Annotated in this window: 14 protein-coding genes; 10 read left to right on the forward strand and 4 right to left on the reverse strand. The window is 78.0% G+C overall.

Annotated elements, in window-relative coordinates; translation table 11 throughout:
* Positions 1–122 precede the first annotated feature (122 nt).
* Genes ZF1_RS10040 through ZF1_RS10060 form a run of 5 tightly spaced genes read left to right on the forward strand, consistent with a single transcriptional unit; the run spans position 123 to position 6,753 of the window.
* Complete coding sequence (locus ZF1_RS10040) at positions 123–572, forward strand: CBS domain-containing protein (RefSeq protein ID WP_062401809.1); 450 nt, start codon at positions 123–125, stop codon at positions 570–572.
* The gene (ppsA, locus tag ZF1_RS10045) at positions 559–2,913 is read left to right on the forward strand and encodes a phosphoenolpyruvate synthase (RefSeq protein WP_482637094.1); all 2,355 of its coding nucleotides are present in this window, start codon (positions 559–561) and stop codon (positions 2,911–2,913) included. The genes ZF1_RS10040 and ppsA overlap by 14 nt, the downstream gene beginning before the upstream one ends.
* Before the next feature lie 7 nt (positions 2,914–2,920).
* Complete coding sequence (locus ZF1_RS10050) at positions 2,921–5,491, forward strand: glycoside hydrolase family 65 protein (protein ID WP_482637095.1); 2,571 nt, start codon at positions 2,921–2,923, stop codon at positions 5,489–5,491.
* On the forward strand, positions 5,488–5,757 hold the full coding sequence (locus ZF1_RS10055; protein WP_482637096.1) for a DUF1876 domain-containing protein: 270 nt from the start codon (positions 5,488–5,490) through the stop codon (positions 5,755–5,757). Before ZF1_RS10050 ends, ZF1_RS10055 begins: the two co-directional genes overlap by 4 nt.
* A gap of 9 nt (positions 5,758–5,766) precedes the next feature.
* The gene (locus ZF1_RS10060; RefSeq protein WP_482637097.1) at positions 5,767–6,753 is read left to right on the forward strand and encodes an Acg family FMN-binding oxidoreductase; all 987 of its coding nucleotides are present in this window, start codon (positions 5,767–5,769) and stop codon (positions 6,751–6,753) included.
* Here the strand turns inward: ZF1_RS10060 and ZF1_RS10065 are convergent.
* Together ZF1_RS10065 and ZF1_RS10070 are read right to left on the reverse strand one after the other, a co-directional pair.
* Positions 6,684–7,559: a universal stress protein gene (locus ZF1_RS10065; RefSeq protein WP_482637098.1), complete on the reverse strand. Its 876-nt coding sequence runs from the start codon at positions 7,557–7,559 to the stop codon at positions 6,684–6,686. The genes ZF1_RS10060 and ZF1_RS10065 overlap by 70 nt on opposite strands.
* Positions 7,556–8,068 carry a hypothetical protein gene (locus tag ZF1_RS10070; RefSeq protein ID WP_482637099.1) on the reverse strand — a complete coding sequence of 171 codons (513 nt, stop codon included), beginning with the start codon at positions 8,066–8,068 and terminating at the stop codon, positions 7,556–7,558. Before ZF1_RS10070 ends, ZF1_RS10065 begins: the two co-directional genes overlap by 4 nt.
* A 271-nt stretch (positions 8,069–8,339) precedes the next feature.
* On the opposite strand from ZF1_RS10070, the gene ZF1_RS10075 reads away from it, so the two are divergent.
* The 3 genes from ZF1_RS10075 to ZF1_RS10085 all read left to right on the forward strand — a co-directional run bounded on the left by ZF1_RS10075 (position 8,340) and on the right by ZF1_RS10085 (position 12,162).
* On the forward strand, positions 8,340–8,840 hold the full coding sequence (locus tag ZF1_RS10075; RefSeq protein ID WP_062401823.1) for a universal stress protein: 501 nt from the start codon (positions 8,340–8,342) through the stop codon (positions 8,838–8,840).
* Positions 8,837–11,599 (forward strand): cation-translocating P-type ATPase, encoded by a 2,763-nt coding sequence (locus ZF1_RS10080; RefSeq protein ID WP_482637100.1) that lies wholly within the window; start codon positions 8,837–8,839, stop codon positions 11,597–11,599. The genes ZF1_RS10075 and ZF1_RS10080 overlap by 4 nt, the downstream gene beginning before the upstream one ends.
* A 113-nt stretch (positions 11,600–11,712) precedes the next feature.
* Positions 11,713–12,162: a hypothetical protein gene (locus ZF1_RS10085; protein ID WP_482637101.1), complete on the forward strand. Its 450-nt coding sequence runs from the start codon at positions 11,713–11,715 to the stop codon at positions 12,160–12,162.
* Positions 12,163–12,221: 59 nt separating this feature from the next.
* On the opposite strand, the gene ZF1_RS10090 is transcribed toward ZF1_RS10085, so the two are convergent.
* Complete coding sequence (locus tag ZF1_RS10090; RefSeq protein WP_062401829.1) at positions 12,222–12,692, reverse strand: Hsp20/alpha crystallin family protein; 471 nt, start codon at positions 12,690–12,692, stop codon at positions 12,222–12,224.
* Positions 12,693–12,955: 263 nt separating this feature from the next.
* Here ZF1_RS10090 and ZF1_RS10095 point away from each other — a divergent pair, with 263 nt between their 5' ends.
* Both ZF1_RS10095 and ZF1_RS10100 read left to right on the forward strand, forming a co-directional pair.
* Complete coding sequence (locus ZF1_RS10095; protein ID WP_482638690.1) at positions 12,956–13,966, forward strand: zinc-dependent alcohol dehydrogenase; 1,011 nt, start codon at positions 12,956–12,958, stop codon at positions 13,964–13,966.
* A complete protein-coding gene (locus ZF1_RS10100) occupies positions 13,966–16,581 on the forward strand; it encodes a bifunctional acetate--CoA ligase family protein/GNAT family N-acetyltransferase (protein WP_482637102.1) in 2,616 nt (871 codons plus the stop codon). Before ZF1_RS10095 ends, ZF1_RS10100 begins: the two co-directional genes overlap by 1 nt.
* Before the next feature lie 42 nt (positions 16,582–16,623).
* Here ZF1_RS10100 and ZF1_RS10105 read toward each other — a convergent pair whose 3' ends face one another.
* Positions 16,624–18,159, reverse strand: coding sequence for a bifunctional aminoglycoside phosphotransferase/ATP-binding protein (locus ZF1_RS10105; protein WP_482637103.1), 1,536 nt, complete (start codon positions 18,157–18,159; stop codon positions 16,624–16,626).
* Between the last annotated feature and the right edge of the window lie 5 nt (positions 18,160–18,164).

The raw sequence follows: 18,164 nt of genomic DNA on the forward strand, positions 1-18,164 counted from the left end.
ATCGCGGTCGGGACGGTGGTGCCGTGCCCCGAGCACTCCGGCCCTGGCCGGGGCGGGTGGTGCCGGAGAGGCTGGGTGGGCCGCGGGCCCGTGCCCGCGTGCACCGAGACGAGGAGGCAGCCATGCACGTCCGAGACGTCATGCGGACCGGGGTGACCACGGTCCGGGCGGACACCCCGATCGCGGTCGCGGCCCACGTGCTCGTGGGCCGGGGCCACGCCTCGTCCCCGGTGGTCGATGCCGAGGACCGGGTGGTCGGTGTGGTCAGCGAGTCGGACCTGCTGGCCGGCCGGGTGCCGGTCGGCGGCGACCCGGGGGAGATCGACCCGGAGGAGGTCGTCGCCGCCGTGATGACCCACCACCCGTTCACCGCCGGTCCCGACGACGACCTGGCCCTCACCGTGGCCCGGATGCTGGAGAACGGCCTGCGGGCGCTCCCCGTCGAGTCCGGTGGGCGCTGCGTGGGGCTGCTGTCGCGCCACGACGTGCTGCGCGAGGTCGCGCGCGGTTCCCTGCAGTCCGAGGAGCGCTGGCGTGAGCACGCCGGGATGGCGAGCCGTGACCGCGGCTGAGGGCACCCGGGTCGCGCCCGGCGCGACCGGCGGGCCGGGCGTCCGGCCGCTCGCCGGGCTCGGCCGGGCCGACGCGGCCACCGTCGGCGGCAAGGCCGCCGGTCTCGGCGACCTGATCGCGGCCGGATTCGCCGTCCCGCCCGGTTTCGTGGTGACGGCCCCCGCCTACCGCGAGGCGATGCGGGTGGGCGGGGTGCTGGACGCCCTGGACGAGCGCTTCGACCGGCTGCTGGCGCGGGTGGGGGCCGACGAGTCCCGGGACGACACGGGGCCGGACTGCGTGCGCCTGCAGGAGCTCGTCCGCGCCGCCGGCCCGCCGCCCGAGCTGGCCGCGGAGATCCACCGCGCCTACGCCGCACTGGCGGACGGGCCCGGCCCGGTTGCGGTCGCGGTCCGGTCGTCGGCGATCGGTGAGGACAGCGGGGCGCACTCCTTCGCCGGGATCCACTCCAGCTTCACCCACGTCCGGGGCGAGGACGAGCTCGACCGTCGCGTCGTCGACTGCTGGGCGTCGGCTTTCGCACCGCGCGCGCTCGCCTACCGCGCCGGTCGCGGCCTGACGGGCCCACCGGCGGTCGCGGTCGTCGTGCAGCGGATGGTCGAGTCCGACTGCGCCGGGGTGGCGTTCACCGCCGACCCGGTGACCGGCCGTACCGACCGGGTCGTCGTCGAGGCCGCGCTGGGGCTGGGCGAGGTCGTGGTCGGGGGCCTCGTCGAGCCCGACACCTCCGTGTTCTCGCTGCCCGGCCTGGAGCCGGTGTTCGAGCACGTCGGGGTGCAGTCCCACGCCGTCGTACCCGGACCCGACGGCCACGACCGCTCCGTCGCCCTCGACCCGGACCGGGCGTCGGCCCGCGTCCTGACCCCGGAACAGGCGGCCGCGGTGGCCCGGCTCGCGCAGCGGGTGCAGGAGCACTTCGGCGCCCCGCAGGACGTCGAGTGGGCACTGGAGGGCGACACCCTCTACCTGGTGCAGGCCCGCCCGGTGACCACCACTCCCGGGACCGGCAACCACGGCGCCGGGGGCCGGGCGGCCGCCGGCGCCGTCCTGGTCACCGGCGTCGCGGCGGCACCGGGTCGCCGCAGCGGTCCCGCGCGGATCCTGTCCTCACCGGCGGACGGGGCGCAGCTGACGACCGGCGACGTCCTCGTCGCCCCGCGGACCGACCCGGACTGGCTGCCGACGCTGCGCCGCGCGGCCGCGGTGGTGACCGACCACGGGGGCGTCACCTGCCACGCCGCCATCGTCGCCCGCGAGCTGGGCATCCCCTGCGTGGTCGGCAGCCGGACGGCCACCACCGACATCACCCCAGGCCGCCTGGTCACCGTCGACGGGGGCACCGGCACGGTGTCGGCCGGCGCGGTGTCGGCCGGCACGGCCCGGCCGGCCACGGCCGCCGTCGCCCGCCACGCCGCTGCGGCCCCGCCGGAGCCGCTCGCCACCGAGGTGCACGTGAACGTGGCGACCCCGCAGGCGGCGCGGCGCGCCGCCGCCCTCCCCGTCGACGGCGTCGGGCTGCTGCGCGCCGAGATCGCGCTGACCGACGCGCTGCGCGGCCGCCACCCGCTCGCGATGATCGCCGCGGGCGACGCCGAGGAGTTCGTCACCGCGATGGCCGGGGCCGTCGGGGAGGTCGGCGAGGCGTTCCGTCCACGGCCGGTCCTCTACCGGGCGGCCGACCTGCGCAGCAACGAGTTCCGCCTGCTCACCGGCGGCGCCGACCACGAGCCGGTCGAACGGAACCCGATGATCGGCTTCCGCGGCGCCTACCGCTACCTGCGGGAGCCGGAGCTGTTCCGGCTCGAGCTGCGGATGCTCGCCCGGGTCAGGGAGCGCTGCCCGAACGTCCACCTCATGCTGCCGTTCGTGCGGACCCGCTGGGAGCTCGCCGCGGTGCTCGACGTCGTCGACGGCGCCGAGACGGGCCGCGACCGGCTCCTGCAGCGGTGGCTGACCGCCGAGGTGCCGTCGGTCGTGCACTGGCTGCCCGAGTACGTCGCGGCCGGGATCGACGGCGTGTCGATCGGCAGCAACGACCTCACCCAGCTCGTCCTCGGCGTCGACCGGGACTCCGAGCGGCTCGCCGAGCTCTACGACGAGTCCGACCCGGCGGTGCTGGCCGCGATCACGGCGATCGTGGAGCTCGCGGCCCTGTCGGGCGTGCCCAGCTCGCTGTGCGGCCAGGCACCCAGCCGCGACCCCGCATTCGTCCGGCACCTCGTCGAGGCAGGGATCACGGCGGTCTCGGTCGACCCGGACGCCGTCGGCGCGGTGCGGCGGGCGCTCGGCGCGGCCGAACGACGGCTGCTCCTCGACGCCGCGCGCCGCGGTGCGCACTGAGTCGCCGGTGGCGACCGACTGCCCCGCCTGCGGGCCGACGGGCGACGGCTGGTCGGTCTGCTTCCACGGCTTCGACCCGGCCGACGAGGGCCGGCGGGAGGCGCTGTGCACGCTCGGCAACGGCTACCAGGCGGTCCGCGGGGCGGCCGCCGCGGCCTCCGCCGGCGGCCCGCACTACCCGGGCACCTACGCCGCGGGCGTCTACAACCGGCTCGTCGACACCCTCGGCGACCGGGTCGTGGAGAACGAGAGCATGGTCGCCCTGCCGGACTGGACGTGGCTGCGGGCCGGACCGGACGGGACCGACGTCGACCCGTTCGCCCCCGCCGCGCTGCTGGAGAACCGGGCCCTGCTCGACCTGCGCCACGGCGTGCTGACCCGGCTCGTCCGCTACGTCGACGCCGAGGGCAGGCGCACCGCACTGCACGAGCGGCGCCTGGTCCACCGCACCCGCAGGCACGTCGCCGCGACCGAGACCACCGTCGTCGCGGAGAACTGGTCGGGGCGGCTGCGCGTCCGCTCCCGGATCGACGGGGCGGTCGGCAACACCGGCGTCGCGCGGTACCGGGGCCTGGCCGCGCACCACCTGCACACCGAGCGGGTCGACGCACCCCGGCCCGGGACCGTGCTGCTGACGACGCGGACCTCCCGGTCCGACGTCCGTGTCGCGGTCGCGGCCCGGACGCGCGTCCGGCCGGACAGCGCCGCCGCGTCCGTGGTGCGCACCGGCGACGCCGTCGGGTACGACCACGTGCTCGACGTGCCCCGCGGGTCCGCCGTCCGGGTCGAGACCGTCGTGACGCTGGTGACCTCCCGTGACGTCGCCATCGCCGACCCGGCGACCACCGCGCTCGACCTGCTCACCGACGCCCCCGACGTCCCCGCGCTGCTCGAGGAGCAGGCCGTGAGCTGGCGGCACGTGTGGCGGCGGTTCCGCTTCGACCTGGCGGGCACCGGTGTGCCCGACGCCCCGGACACCGCGCGCGACCTGCGGCTGGGGTTGTTCCACGTGCTCCAGGCCGTGTCCCTGCACGCCCTCGACGTCGACGCCGGTGTGCCCGCACGGGGCCTGCACGGCGAGGCCTACCGCGGCCACGTGTTCTGGGACGAGCTGTTCGTGCTCCCGGTGCTGACCCTGCGGATGCCCGAGGTGACCCGGGCCCTGCTGCACTACCGGGTCCGCCGACTCGACGCCGCCCGCCGGGCCGCCCGGGCGACCGGCCGGCGGGGCGCCATGTTCCCGTGGCAGTCCGGCAGCGACGGCCGCGAGGAGAGCCAGAGCCTGCACCTCAACCCGCTGTCGGGCCGCTGGCTGCCCGACGTCAGCGCCCTGCAGAAGCACGTCGGCCTGGCCGTGGCCTACAACGTGTGGCACTACGTGCAGGCGACCGGTGACCGCGACTTCCTGGCCGCGCACGGCGCGGAGGTGATGCTGGAGGTGGCGCGCTACCTCGCGGAGCTGTCGGAGCTCGACCCGGAGCGGGGCCGCTACCGCATCCGCGGGGTGATGGGGCCCGACGAGTTCTCCACCCGCTACCCGGGTGCCGACCGCCCCGGCGTCGACGACAACACCTACACCACGGTGATGGCGGTGTGGCTCTGGCGGCGGGCCCGCGAGTGCCTCGACCTGATCCCGGTCCGGCGCCGCGACGAGCTGCTCGAACAGCTCGGCCTCACCGACCGGGAGCTGCGGTCCTGGGCGGACCGCACCCGGCGGTCCTACGTCCCGATCCGCGCCGACGGCGTGCTGGAGCAGTTCGAGGGCGCGAGCGCGCTGCCCGAGCTGGACTGGGAGCACTACCGCCGCCGCTACGGCGACCTGCAGCGGCTGGACCGCATCCTGGAGGCCGAGGGCCGGTCGGTCGACGACTACCAGGTCACCAAGCAGGCCGACGTACTCATGCTGTTCTACCTGCTGTCCACCGACGAGCTGCGTGAGCTGCTGCACGGGCTGGGCTACCGGCTCCCGGCCGACGCCGTCCGGCGCACGATCGACCACCACCTCGCCCGCACCGTGCACGGGTCCACGCTCAGCTCCCTGGTGCACGCCTGGGTGCTGGCCCGCGCGCACCGCGAGGACGCCCTCGACCACTTCCGGCGGGCCGTGCGCAGCGACCTCGCCGACGTCCAGGGCGGCACCACCGCCGAGGGCGTGCACCTCGGCGCGATGGCCGGGTCGGTCGACCTGCTCCAGCGCTGCTTCGCCGGGGTCGAGGTGCGCGACGGCGCCCTGTGGTTCAACCCGCACTGGCCGCGCGACTCCGGCCGGCTGTCCTTCGAGATCCGCTACCGCGACCTCGTGGTCGACGTCCGGGTGCGCGGCCGCGAGGTGCTGGTCCGCGCGGCGTGCGGCCCCGGCGACCCGATCACGGTGCGGTGCGGCACGACGCGGCGGATCCTGCGTCCCGGGGGGTCGGTGCGGCTGCGCGCCCGGCCCGGGGCACCGGAGGGGGAGCCGGCCCGGGGCCTGTGGCCCCCCGCGGGCGGGGCGCACGGCCCTGGGCCCCGGGGCCGCGTCCCGACACCGTGGTGGAGGCCGGTCGTCGAGTTCCGGCCGTGGAGGAGGAGACCCCGATGAGCTACGCCGAGCAGTGGACGGTCACGATCGACATCAGCGAGGAGCCGGGCCGGACGCGGGCGACCGCCCGGCTGACCACGCGCGACGACACCCGGCTGGTGGGCACCGGTGAGGCCCATCGGCACCCGCGGGACCGGGAGGTCCCGGAGATCGGGGCGGAGCTGGCCGTCGCCCGGGCGCTGGCCGACCTGCAGCACCGGCTGTTCGAGTCCACGGTGTTCGACATCGAGCAGTCCACCGGCGCGCGGGCGCACCTGACGAGCTGACCCGGCCCGATGGACGTCCCGGACCGCCCGGACGGGCCCGGCCCGACGATGCTCGACGCCGTCGGCTGGGCCCTGCGGGCCCCCTCGCTGCACAACAGCCAGCCCTGGCGCTGGCGGGTGGGCGCGGCCGAGGCCGCCCTGTCCGCCGACCCCCTGCGGCGGCTGTACGAGACCGACCCGGACCGCCGCGACCTGCTCGTCAGCTGCGGGGCCTGCCTGCACCACCTGCACGTCGCACTCGCCGCGGCCGGGACGGGGGTGCGCACGGTGCGCCTGCCCGACCCGGAGGACACGGACCTGCTCGCCGTGGTCACGGCCGTCGACGGTCCCGCCGACGCCGCCGAGGCGGACCTGTGGCCCGCGTTGCAGCGCCGGCGCACCGACCGGCGGCGCTACGACGACCGCCCGGTGCCCGCCGCCGTGCTGGAGACGGTGACGGCGGCCGCGCGGCGCCACGGCGCGCTGCTGCTGCCGGTGGCCGGGCAGGCCCGGCGGGCCGAGCTCGACACCGTCCTGGCGCGCGCGGCCGACCAGCAGCGCTGCCGCCCCGGCTACCTGGCCGAGCTGATGACCTGGTCGCACCGCTACGCCGGCGCGCACGACGGGGTCCCCGCATGGGCCCGGCCGACCCGGCCCGCCCCGCGCGGGACCGGTCCCAACCGGGCCTTCCCGGCCGGCCGGCTGACCGGCTCGACGGCGGGACCGGCCGACGGGGGCGTGCTCGCCGTGCTCTGCACCCGCGGCGACGGACCCGAGGACCGGCTGCGGGCGGGCGAGGCGACCAGCGCCGTGCTGCTCACCGCGGTGCGTGCGGGCCTGGCGACCGCGCCGCTGAGCCAGGCGCTCGAGCTGTCGGCGACGCGGTCGGTGCTGGCCCGCGACGTCCTGCACGTCGACGCCCACCCGCAGCTGATCGTGCGGCTCGGCTACCCGGTCGACGAGCGCGAGCTGCCCGCCACCCCCCGGCGCGCACTGTCCGCGGTGCTGGCCCCCTGAGCGTCGCGACCGGGCGCCGGCCCGACGGGGCGCACCAGCACCGGGCACGCGGCCAGACACGCCAGCTCCTCCGGGGTGGAACGCCGGAGCAGCCCGCCCACGTGCGGCCGTGCCCCGACGACCAGCAGGCCGGCGTGCTCGGCGGCCCGGAGCAGCGCCGGCAGGGGACGGTCGTCGACGACCTCGAGCTCGACGTCCACCGCGTCCGAGCGCTCGTCCCAGTGCCGGGCGAGTTCGGCGAACACCGCGGTGACGGCCGGAGCGGAGCCGTGCCCCGGGCGCAGCGCGTGCACGATCCGCAGCACGCCGCCGCGGCGGCGGGCGCAGGCGTGGGCGTCGTGCAGCAGCTCCGCGTCGGTGCGCGGGTACTCCAGACCGACCACGACCGGGCCGGTGCCCTCGGCCGTCGAGGCGTGGACGACGGCGACCGGCACCCGCACCCGGTCCAGGACCCGGCGCAGGACCGGATCGGCCGGTCCGTCCGCCGGGTGCCCCGAGCCGACCGCCCCGAGCACCAGCAACTCGGCGCCGAGAGCCTCGGCCTCCAGCGCAGCGACGGGCGGCTGCTCGACGAGCACGGTCTCCAGCACCACCCCGGGGGCGGCACCGCGGGCGGTCGCCGCCGCACGCGACAGCACCAGGCGGGCGTGCCGGTGCCAGGCCGGCACGTCGCCGGTGTCGTAGTCCGCGGCGTGCACGATCCGCAGCACCCGGTGGCGCGCCAGGGCCTCTCGGGCCGCCCATCGGGCCGTCGCGTGCGACGACGGTGCCCCGATGACGCCGACGACCACCGGCCGCCCGCTCACCGGGCGCCGTCCGCACGGGTCGTCGCCGGCAGCAGCGCGGCCCCCCACTCGCGGGCGCGCTCCAGCTCGCCGGGCCGCAGCGGTCCGTTGCCGCGCACCAGGAACGACCGGGGGGCGCCTGCGGAACGGTAGCCGCGGCGGCCCAGCACCCGCGCCGCGGCGTGGGCCGCCGACCCCGGCACCCATCGCGAGACCCGGGTGTCGGCGCAGACGGTCGCCGGTGCGTCCGGGCCGGCGTCGGGCAACCGGTCGAGCCACTCACGGATCCCGTCCGACGGGGGAGCGGTGGCGCCCTGCCGGACGGCGTCCTCGCGCGTCGCGGGCCGGGTCATGCCGAACGCGTGCGTCGGACCCAGCACCACGAGCAGCTCACCCGGCCGCAGCGGTGTCGAGGGGGTGGGCGGGTCGACGTCGACGTCGCACCCCCGGGCGAGCAGGCCGTCGGCGACGGCCTCGGCCACGGCGCGCGTGGTGCCGAACAGCGACTCCACCACGATCTGTACGTGCACGGCTTCTCCTCGGGTCGTCGGTCACGGCCGCCGGAGCACGGCCCCGGCGGTCGTCGCCGGCGTGCCGGGAGGCTGCGGAGGTCCTCGGCGACCCTGCCGGGGGACGGCGGCCGGGCCCACCCGCGAAGGCCCCGCGACCGGCGGGCCGTTGGTCCCGCGTGGCCACGCCGGGCGCGGCGGGACCGGACGGCCCCGGTTCCGCAGGACGTTCGCCCGGCGCGGCGCCGGCCCGGGGCGCGGACGCTGGGCCCCTCGTCACGAGGAGGGCGTCATGGAGCAGGAGAGGACGGTGCGGGACGACGAGATCGTCGTCGGCACCGACGGGTCGCAGGGCGGCCGGGCGGCGCTCGCCTGGGCGGTCGCCGAGGCCGCCCGCAGCGGCCGGTGGGTACGGGCGGTGCGGGTGTGGGACCCGGCGCCGCTGTTCGCGCCGCCGGCGCCGGTGTTCGTGGTGCGGTCGGTCGTCCGTGAGGACGAGGAACGTGCGCTGGAGAGCGACCTGGCGGAGATCCCGGTGCCCGAGGGGGTGCGGGTGGAGGGCGAGCTGCTCGAGGGTGTCGTCGTCGGTGAGCTCGTGGCGCAGTCGGCGGAGGCCGCCATGCTCGTCGTGGGCAGCCACGGGCACGGACCGCTGGGCCGTGCCGTGCTGGGCTCGGTCAGCGCCGCGTGCGTCCGCCGGGCCGGCTGCCCGGTCGTCGTGGTCACCCCGCGCCGGGCGGCGGTCCTGCTCGGCGCGACGGGAGCGGGGGCGGCCACGGACACTCCCCGGTGACCGACACCCGGTACCGGCCGGCCGGCCCCGCCCCCGGGACCGGCGGGCCCGCCGACCACCCGCCCGCAGGGGGCGTCCCGGACCCCCGGGAGCCCGCGGCCCGGCTCCTGCGGGACCTGCGGTCCGGACCGGCCGGGCTCTCCGGGCGCGACGCGGCGCGGCGGCTCGCCCGGTTCGGGCCGAACACCCCGGCCCGGGCGGAGGCCCGGTCGATCTGGCGGGCACTGCGACGGCAGCTGACCCACCCGCTGGCGGTGCTGCTGCTGGTGGCTGCGGTGCTCGCCGTCGTCGCCGGCACCGCGCAACTGGGCACGGCGATCCTGGTGGTGGTCGTGCTCAACGCCGGGTTCGCGTTCCTGCAGGAGCGCCACGCGGGCCGGGCCGTCGAGGCGCTGGGCCGCTACCTGCCCCCGCACGCCCGGGTCCGCCGTGACGGGACGGTTCGGAGCGTCCCCGCCGCGGAGCTGGTGCCCGGCGACGTGATGCTGCTGGCCGAGGGTGACCGGGTGCCCGCCGACGCCCGGCTGCTGTCGGGCGGCCTGCAGATCGACGCGTCGGCGCTGACCGGGGAGTCGGTCCCCGTCGTCCGCGACGCCTCGGCACCCGACACCGCGGCGAGGGCGCTGGACTCGCCGGTCCTGGTGTTCAGCGGGACCGGGTGCGTCGCCGGCGCGGCCGAGGCCGTCGTGCACGCCACCGGGGCGCACACCGAGATCGGCCGGATCGCGGCGCTCGCCGGAACCCGGCCGACCGACGAGAGCCCGCTCGAACGGCAGGTCCGCCGTGTCGCCCGGCTGATCGCGGCGGTCGCCGTCGGGGTCGGTGTCGCGTTCGTCCCGCTCGGCGTGGTGGCCGGGCTCTCGCTCACCGAGGCCCTGGTGCTCGCGGTCGGCCTGATCGTGGCGAACGTGCCCGAGGGGCTGCTGCCGACGATCACCCTGGCGCTGGCCGTCGGGGTCCGCTCCATGGCCGACCGCGGTGCGCTGGTGAAACGGCTCTCCGCGGTGGAGACCCTCGGCTCGACCACGGTGATCTGCACGGACAAGACCGGCACGCTCACGACCGGCACCATGCGGGTGGTCGACGTCCGCGGTCCGGGCCCCGAGGCGTCGCCGCCCGGGCCCGCGTTCTGGACGGCGCTGGCGCGCTGCAGCACGGCCGACCCGCGCACCGGCGCGGGGGACCCGACCGAGCTCGCCCTGCTGGAGGGGGCGGCGGCCGCCGGTGCCGGCGTGGACGCCGGGGTGCGCGACGCCGAACGGCTGGTCCTCCACGCCTTCGACCCGCACCGGATGCTGATGTCCACCCTGGACCCCGGCCCGGACGGGCCGGTGCTGCACGTCAAGGGCGCCCCCGGCGCGGTGCTGGCGCGCTGCGTGCTGCCCGCCGACCGGCGGGCCGCGGTCGAGGAGGCGGTCGCCGACATGGCCGTGCGGGGTCTGCGGGTCCTCGCCGTGGCCCGCCGCGACCCCGCCGCCGACCCCGCCGCGGCCGACCCCGCCGCCGCCGACCCCGCCGCCGCCGCCGACCCCGCCGCGCGTGACGCCGCGGAGAGCGGCCTGACCCTGCTCGGGCTCGTCGGCCTGCTGGACCCGCCGCGCCCGGAGGCGCCCGCCGCCGTCGCGTCGTGCCACCACGCGGGCATCCGGGTGCACGTCGTCAGCGGCGACGACGGGCGCACGGCCGCCGAGATCGCCCGCCGGGTGGGCATCGGCGCCGACCGGGTCGTGGACGGCCCGGTCCTGGACGCCATGACCGAACCCGAGCTGGAGCGGTTCTTCGCCGGCTCCGGCGAGGTGGTGGTGGCGCGCGCCGTGCCGGAGGCCAAGCTGCGCATCGCCGACGCGCTGCGTGCCCGCGGCGAGGTCGTGGCGATGACCGGGGACGGGGTGAACGACGCGCCCGCACTGCGGCACGCCGACATCGGCGTCGCCATGGGCCGGTCCGGGACCGAGGTGGCCCGCGAGGCCGCGACGCTGGTGCTGACCGACGACGACTTCGCGACCGTCGTCGCCGGGGTCGAGGAGGGCAGGCGGGTCTATGACAACGTGCGCAAGTTCGTCGTCTACATCTTCGGCCACCTGCTGCCCGAGCTCGTGCCGTTCCTGGCGTTCGCGCTCTCCGGTGGGCTGATTCCGCTGCCGATCGGCGTGCTGCAGATCCTCGCGATCGACCTCGGCACGGATCTGCTGCCCGCACTGGCCCTGAGCCGCGAGCCCGCCGAGCCCGGACTGATGGACCGGCCACCGCGCCCGCGGCGCGAGAACGTCATCACCGGCGAGATGCTCCTGCGGGCCTGGGGCCTGATGGGCCCGGTGGCGGCCGTGCTCGCGACCGGGCTCTTCCTGGCCGTCCTCGTGCAGGGCGGGTGGACCCCCGGTGCCGCGACCGGTCCCGGATCGCCGCTGCACACCACCTACCGGCAGGCCACCACCGCGACCTTCGCGGCGATCGTCGCCTGCCAGGTCGGTACGGCGTTCGCCGCCCGCACCCGGCGCGCCTCGCTGCGGTCCGTGGGCATCACGACGAACCGCCTGCTGCTCGGTGCCCTCGCCGCCGAACTCGTCTTCGCCGCGGCCGCGATCTTCCTGCCGGTCGCGAACTCCCTGCTCGGGACCACGCCGCCCCCGGCGTGGGTGTTCGCCTGCCTCCTGCCGATGCCCCTGCTCGTCTGGGGGACCGACGAGGCGTACCGGGCCGTGCGGCGGGCGCGGGAGCCCGCCTGCCTGCACCCCGCATCGCCGGAGGCCGGGTGGTGACCCGGCGACGACCCGGCCCGCGGCACGGCCGCGGGGCGGTGGGCGCGGTTCACGGACAGGCGCACGGCCGGGAGGATGCGGTGACGGCGGTGGGCCGGAGGCGGGGACCGATCGTGGTCGTCGGCCGCGACGAGCTGGACCCGGACGACGTCCGCTGGGCCGCCGACGTCGCCCGCCGGTCGGGGCGGGACCTGCGGCTGGTCGTCGTGGTCCCGCCGCCACGCCGGGCGGTCGGCGGTCCGCCGAACGGGGCCGCCCGGACGGCGATGGCGCGGCGCCTGCTCGACGCGGTCACCGACGAGATCGCGGTCGAGACCGGCGAGGTGGACCTCGAGGCCGAGCTGCGCAGGGACGGCTGGGACCGGGTGCTGAGGGACGAGGCGAGGACCGCCGGGCTCGTCGTGCTGGCCCGGTACGCGTCGTGGCCCGCGCGCCCGCCCGCCGGGTGCCCCGTCGTGCGGGCCGGGCGGGCGTCGCGACGACGGGACCCGGCGCCGGAGTCGGCGACGTTCCACCGGCTGACCGTCGGCGACGCCGCCCCCGGCCCCCTCCCGCAGGCATGACGGCGGCCGGGACCGGGTCGTGGACCCGGCCCCGGCCGCCGTGCCGTGACCGCTCCGGGTCAGCCGGTACTGATCGGGATCATCGTCGCCTCGGCCGGTGCGGGCGGTTCGGGCATCGGCACCCTGATCTCCAGGATGCCGTCGGTGTAGCTCGCCGCGATGTCGTCGGCGACCACACCCTCGGGCAGCTGGAGCACGCGCGACATGGTGCCGCGCCACAGCTCGCGCCTCCGGTAGCCGTCCTCGGACCGCTCCTCCTCGCCGCCCCGCTCCGCCCGTACGGTCAGCAGGCCGTCGGCCACGGTGACCGAGACGTCGGCGGCGGGGTCGACCCCGGGCAGCTCGGCCCGGACGACCAGCGCCCCGTCCTCGACGAACTCGTCGACGCGGATCGCCGCCTCCTCGCGCAGCCGGCCGGCGTACACCGGGCGCCGCACGGGGAACGCGCGGAACCAGTCGTCGACCATCCGTTCCATCTCGGTGAGTGCGCCGGGCAGTGCCCCGGCCCGGCGCGTGATCGTGCTGCTCATCGGACGTCCTCCCTCGTGTGTCCAGGACGCCCCCACCGTGGCCCGCGGGCGCGGACACGACCAGGGACGGTCGGCCCGGTGCCCGCGGCCCGAGGACCCGCACGTCGCGGCGGTCACCGCCGTCGCCGAAGGTCCCGGCCGCCGGGCGCCCTCCGGCCCTGCTCCGCGGCCGGCGCCGTACCTAGCGTCGGCCGCGACCTCAGTTCCCTCCGCCGCAGCCCCACCGGCCCGCCGCCGGTGACCGAGGAGCAGCCGTGAACACGATGCGTGCCGCCGTCGTCCCCGCACTGGGAGCGCCCCTGGAGATCCGGGAGATCCCGGTGCCGGTCCCCGGCCCCGGGCAGGTCCTGGTCCGGATGGAGGCCAGCGGCATCTGCCACACCGACGTCCACGCCGCGCGCGGGGACTGGCCGGTGACGCCCCGCCCGCCGTTCGTCCCCGGGCACGAGGGCATCGGCACCGTCGTGGAGTCGGTGCACGGTCCCCACCACCGGGCGATCGGGCGACGGGTCGCGATCCCGTGGCTCGGGTCGGCCTGCGGCCGGTGTCGCTACTGCGTCAGCGGCCGGGAGACGCTGTGCGAGAGCCAGACCAACAGCGGCTACTCGGTGGACGGCGCGTGGGCCGAGTACGCGGTGGTCGACGAGCGCTTCGCCGTGCCGGTGCCCGACGACATCCCCCCGGTCGAAGCCGCTCCGCTGACCTGCGCCGGGGTCACCACCTACGCGGCGATCCGCAACGCGCGGGTCGCCCCCGACGAACGGGTCGGGGTGTTCGGCATCGGCGGCCTGGGCCACCTGGCCGTCCAGTACGCCCGGCTGGTCGGCGCCTCGGTCGTCGGCGTCGACGTCGAGGACGCCAAGCTCGCACTGGCGACCGGGCTGGGCGCCGACGCCGTGGTGGACGCCCGCACGACCGACCCCGTCGAGGCGATCCACGACCTGGGCGGGCTCGACGTCGCCGTCGCGCTGGCCCCCTCGCCGGACTCCTTCGGGCAGGCACTGCGCTCGCTGCGGCGCGGCGGCAGGCTCGTGTGCGTCGCGCTGCCCGCCGACGGCACGCTGACCGTGCCGATCTTCGACCTCGTGGTGGGCGGGCTGACCGTGCTCGGGTCGATCGTGGGCACCCGCGAGGAGCTGGCCGAGGTCTTCGACCTGCACGCCCGCGGCCGCACCCGGGTGGTCACCGAGACCCGCAAGCTCGACGACGTCAACGCCGCCGTCGACGACCTCCTCGCCGGGCGGGTCCCGGCCCGGCTCGTGATGGAGTTCTGATGGGCGTCCCCGCGTCGGCGACGACCCGGTCGGGGGATCCGTCGGAGCCCGTCGCCGGCCGTGGTCACGACGTCCTGCTGGGTGACGGCCGCCGGGCGGTCGTCCGGCCGCTGGACCGGTCCGACCTGCCTGCGGTGACCGCCCTGCACACCGGTCTCGACACGACCGACCGGCACTTCCGCTACCTGTCCGCCTCGGCCGCCGACCCGCGGCGGACCGCCCGCTCGGTGCTCGCCCCGACCGGTCACGCGGTGGGCGTGTTCGAGGCGGGGGAGCTGCTCGGCGTCGCCCACTACGTGCCCGTCCCGGACGGCTCCACCGCCGAGTTCGCCGTCCTGGTCGCCCCCGCGGCGCGCCACCGCGGTGCCGGGACCCTGCTGATGGAGGCACTCGCCGGGGCCGCGACCGCGGCCGGTCTCGCCACGCTGACCGGGGAGGTGGCCTCCGACAACGCCCCCATGATGCGGGTGCTGACCGACCTCGGGCGCCCGCTGCGGACCCGTCCGGACGGGCCCGTCACCCACGTCCGGCTGGAGACGGGCGACCCCACCCCGCTGTCGGACGACCCGCACTGGTCCCGGGTCTCCGCGGCGTCGGCGATCTCGCTGACCCCGGTGCTCGCCCCGGCCTCGGTCGCGGTCGTCGGGGCCTCACGCCGGCCGGGCACGGTCGGCCGGGCCGTGCTGGACCGGATCCGGCGCGGCGGGTTCGGCGGGCCGCTCGCGGTGGTGAACCCGCGCGGGACGCCGGCCCCGGACCTGCCGTGGGCGGGCACCGTCGGCGAGCTCGGCACCGTGCCGGACCTGGCCGTCCTCTGCGTCCCGGCCGACGCCGTCGTGCCGGTCGCCGAGGACTGCGGCCGGGCCGGGGTCGGCGCGCTGCTCGTGCTCACCTCCGGCGTCACCGGCGCCGACGCCGGCCGGCTCGCCGCGGTCTGCGCACACCACCGGATGCGTCTCGTGGGCCCCAACTGCCTGGGCCTGGTCGACACCGCCCCCGGGGTCGCCCTCGACGCCACGTTCGCCGCCACCGCCCCGGCGGGGGAGATCGGCGTGGCCGCCCAGTCCGGCGGGATCGCCGTCGCGCTGGGCCACGAGCTGGCCGCCGCGGGACTCGGGATCAGCTCGCTGGTCAGCACCGGCGACGCCCTGGACGTCGCGGCCGACGACCTGCTCGCCTGGTGGGCGCACGACGGCCGCACCCGGGGCGCCGTGCTCTACCTGGAATCCGCCCGGCGTCCGCACGAGTTCGCCGCCGTCGCGCGGCGGGCCGCGCGCACGATGCCGGTCGTGGTGATCCCGTCGGGGAGCAGCGACGCCGGGCGGCGGGCCGCGGCGTCCCACACCGCGGCCACGGCGACCCCGCGCACCGCCCGCGACGCGCTGTACCGGCAGGCCGGGCTGCTGCTCGCCCGCGACCCGCGCGAGGCCGTCCAGATGCTCGCCACCCTGCAGAGCGCGCCGCTGCCCGCGGGGCCCCGGGTCGGGATCGTCAGCAACGCGGGCGGCCTGGGCGTGCTCGCCGCCGACGCGTGCACCGACGCCGGGCTGCAGGTCGCCCGGATGGAGGCCGGCACCCGGTTCGCGCTGGCCGGCATCCTGCCCGCGACCGCGGCCGTTGGCGGCCCGGTCGACACGACCGCCGTGGTCGGGGCCCGGGCCTTCGCCCGCGCCGTCACCGTCGTCGCCCACGACCCGGGAGTGGACGCCGTGGTCGTCACCGGGGTGCCCACCGACCTGGGGGACCCGCTCGCGGAGATCGGCGACGCCGCGGGGGAGCCCGTGCCGGTCGTGGTCGTGGCGCCGGGCGGCTCCCGCCCGCGTGACCGGGTCCCGGTCCACGACGACGTGACCTCCGCCGCCGCGGCGGTCGCTGCCGGGGTGCGCCGCGGACACTGGCTCCGGCACGCCGCGGACCCGGTCCCGGCCCTGCTCCGGACCGACACCACCCGGGCCCACGCCGCCGTCGCGGGAGCCGGCGAGGGCTGGCTCGACCCGCTCGGGGTCCTGGAGCTGCTCGGCGCCGCGGGGATCCCCGCGGCGCCGGTGGCGCGGGTGCGCACCGCGGACGGGGCGGTGCAGCGGTGGCGGGCCGCCGGGGGACCGGTCGCGCTCAAGGCCGAGGCCACCGGTCTGCTGCACAAGGCCGCGGCCGGCGGTGTCGTGCTGGACGTGGACTCCGAGGAGGGGGTCCGCGCGGCGGTCGGGCGGTTCGCGGCCCGGTTCGGTGACACCCTGCGCGGGGTCCTGGTCCAGCCCATGGTGTCCGGCGGCGACGAGGTCCTGGTCGGAGCGACCGTCGACGCCGTCGTCGGACCGGTGCTCACGGTGGGCCCCGGGGGGAGCGCCACCGACGCCGTCGGCGGACGGAGCCACCTGCTCGCCGTCGCCTCCCCCGACGACGCCGACGGCGCCGTCGCCGACTCCGCGCTCGGGCCGCGGCTGGCCGCGCAGGGCCGCGCCGCGGTCCGCGACGTGCTGCTGCGGTGGGGCTGGCTGGTGCGGACCGTCCCGCGGGTGGTGGAGGCGGAGATCAACCCGCTGGTCCTGCGACCCGACGGCGGGGGCGGGGTGGGGGCGACGGCGGTCGACGCCCGGATACGGCTGCGCGGCTGAGCGCCCCGGCGACGGGGCCGAGGTGTCCCGCTCCGCGGCCCCTCAGCACCCGACGCCCGCGGACCACGCCGACAGGGCCGCCGACAGGGCAGCTCCGGCCGCGGCGCCGGGGCCGCCCGCGGTGTCGATCCGGACCGCCTCCGGCCACGGGGCGGCGGCGGCCCGCATCCGGGCGGCGACCGTGGCGTCGGCGTCCGACGGCGACGGCCCGCGGGCCGCGATCCGGGCGTCGGCGGTGCGGGGGTCCACCGCGCACCGCAGCTCCACGCACACGGCGTGGTGCCGCGCGGCGAGCGCGCGGGCGGCGAGCCGGTGCTCCGCGGTGGTCCACGACGCGTCGAGGACCACCGACTCGCCCCGCCCCAGCAGCGGACCGGCCGCGTCGAGCAGGGCGGTGTAGACCGCCGCGACCCGCTCGGGTGTGTACCGGCCGGTGCCGTAACCGCCGGTGCCGTGGCTCACGGTGCCGCGGCTGACGGTGCCGCCCCCGGTGCCGTCGTCACCGGTGCCGCTGCCCGGGCGGGCACCGTCGCCGGGACGGCCGCGGTCGAGGTCGTCGCGGATCAGGTCGCTCGACAGCCGCCGGGCGCCGGTCGCCGCGGCCAGTGCCCCGGCGAGGGTGGTCTTGCCGCTGCCGGGCGGCCCACCGACCAGGGCCAGCCGCACCGCACCCGCCTGCAGCCCGCGCAGCCCGAGCGCCGACAGCGCGTCGACCTCGGCGGCCGCGCCGGCGGCGCCCTGGCGGCCCCGCAGCGCCGCGACCTTGGCGCGGACGACGGCCCGGTAGGCCACGAAGTGGTGGAGCAGCGAGTCCGGTGCGTCGTCGCCGGTGCACCGCCGGTACCCGTCGACGAGTGCCCGGGCCGCCCCGGGCATGCCGTGGTGGTCGAGGTCCATGGCCAGGGTCGCCACGTCGTCGAGCACGTCGACCTGGCGCAGGTCGTCGTCGAAGTCGAGGCAGTCCAGCAGCCGCGGGCCGTCGTCGAGGCAGTACACGTCGTCGGCGAGCAGGTCCCCGTGCCCGTCGACCACCCGGGTCTCGCGGAGCCCGAACAGCTCGGTGCGCCCGGCCAGGTAGTCCCGGGCCAGCGTCCGCATCGGGGCCAGCCGATCCCGTACCGCCCGGTCGGCGGTGAGCTCACCGAGCTCGGTGAGGTTGGCCGACCAGCGCGCCGCGAGCGCTGCCGGCCCGGCCCGGCCGGGGTCGCCGCGCGGTGCGCGCCGGTGGGCGTCGGCCACCGCGCGGGCCACCGAGCGGACCAGCTCGTCGCGCTCGTCCGGGCCGGCGCACGACAGCGCCGCGGTCAGGCTCCGGTCCGCCGGCATCCGCCGCATGACCAGGACGGGCTCCGGGGTGGCGCCGTCCGGTGACCGGAAGCTCCCGAGACCCAGGTAGACGTCGGGTGCGAAGCGCCGGTTGAGCTCCAGCTCGCGGGCCAGCGCCCGCCGCCGGAGCGCGGCGCTGCCGAAGTCGCAGTACGGCGTCCGCACCGCCTTCTTCACCTTGTACGCCCGGTCCCCGGCGAGGACGACCAGACCGGTGTGGGTCTCCCGGATCCCGGCCGGCTCGGTGCTCACCGGGT

Source organism: Pseudonocardia sp. ZF1 (assembly GCF_056835605.1).

Bases quoted from the DNA above. Each gene is read 5' to 3' on its own strand.
- ZF1_RS10040 (WP_062401809.1), top strand. From the start codon at position 123: ATGCACGTCCGAGACGTCATGCGGACCGGGGTGACCACGGTCCGGGCG.
- ZF1_RS10055 (WP_482637096.1), top strand. From the start codon at position 5,488: ATGAGCTACGCCGAGCAGTGGACGGTCACGATCGACATCAGCGAGGAG.
- ZF1_RS10060 (WP_482637097.1), top strand. From the start codon at position 5,767: ATGGACGTCCCGGACCGCCCGGACGGGCCCGGCCCGACGATGCTCGAC.
- ZF1_RS10075 (WP_062401823.1), top strand. From the start codon at position 8,340: ATGGAGCAGGAGAGGACGGTGCGGGACGACGAGATCGTCGTCGGCACC.
- ZF1_RS10090 (WP_062401829.1), bottom strand. From the start codon at position 12,692: ATGAGCAGCACGATCACGCGCCGGGCCGGGGCACTGCCCGGCGCACTC.
- ZF1_RS10095 (WP_482638690.1), top strand. From the start codon at position 12,956: ATGCGTGCCGCCGTCGTCCCCGCACTGGGAGCGCCCCTGGAGATCCGG.
- ZF1_RS10100 (WP_482637102.1), top strand. From the start codon at position 13,966: ATGGGCGTCCCCGCGTCGGCGACGACCCGGTCGGGGGATCCGTCGGAG.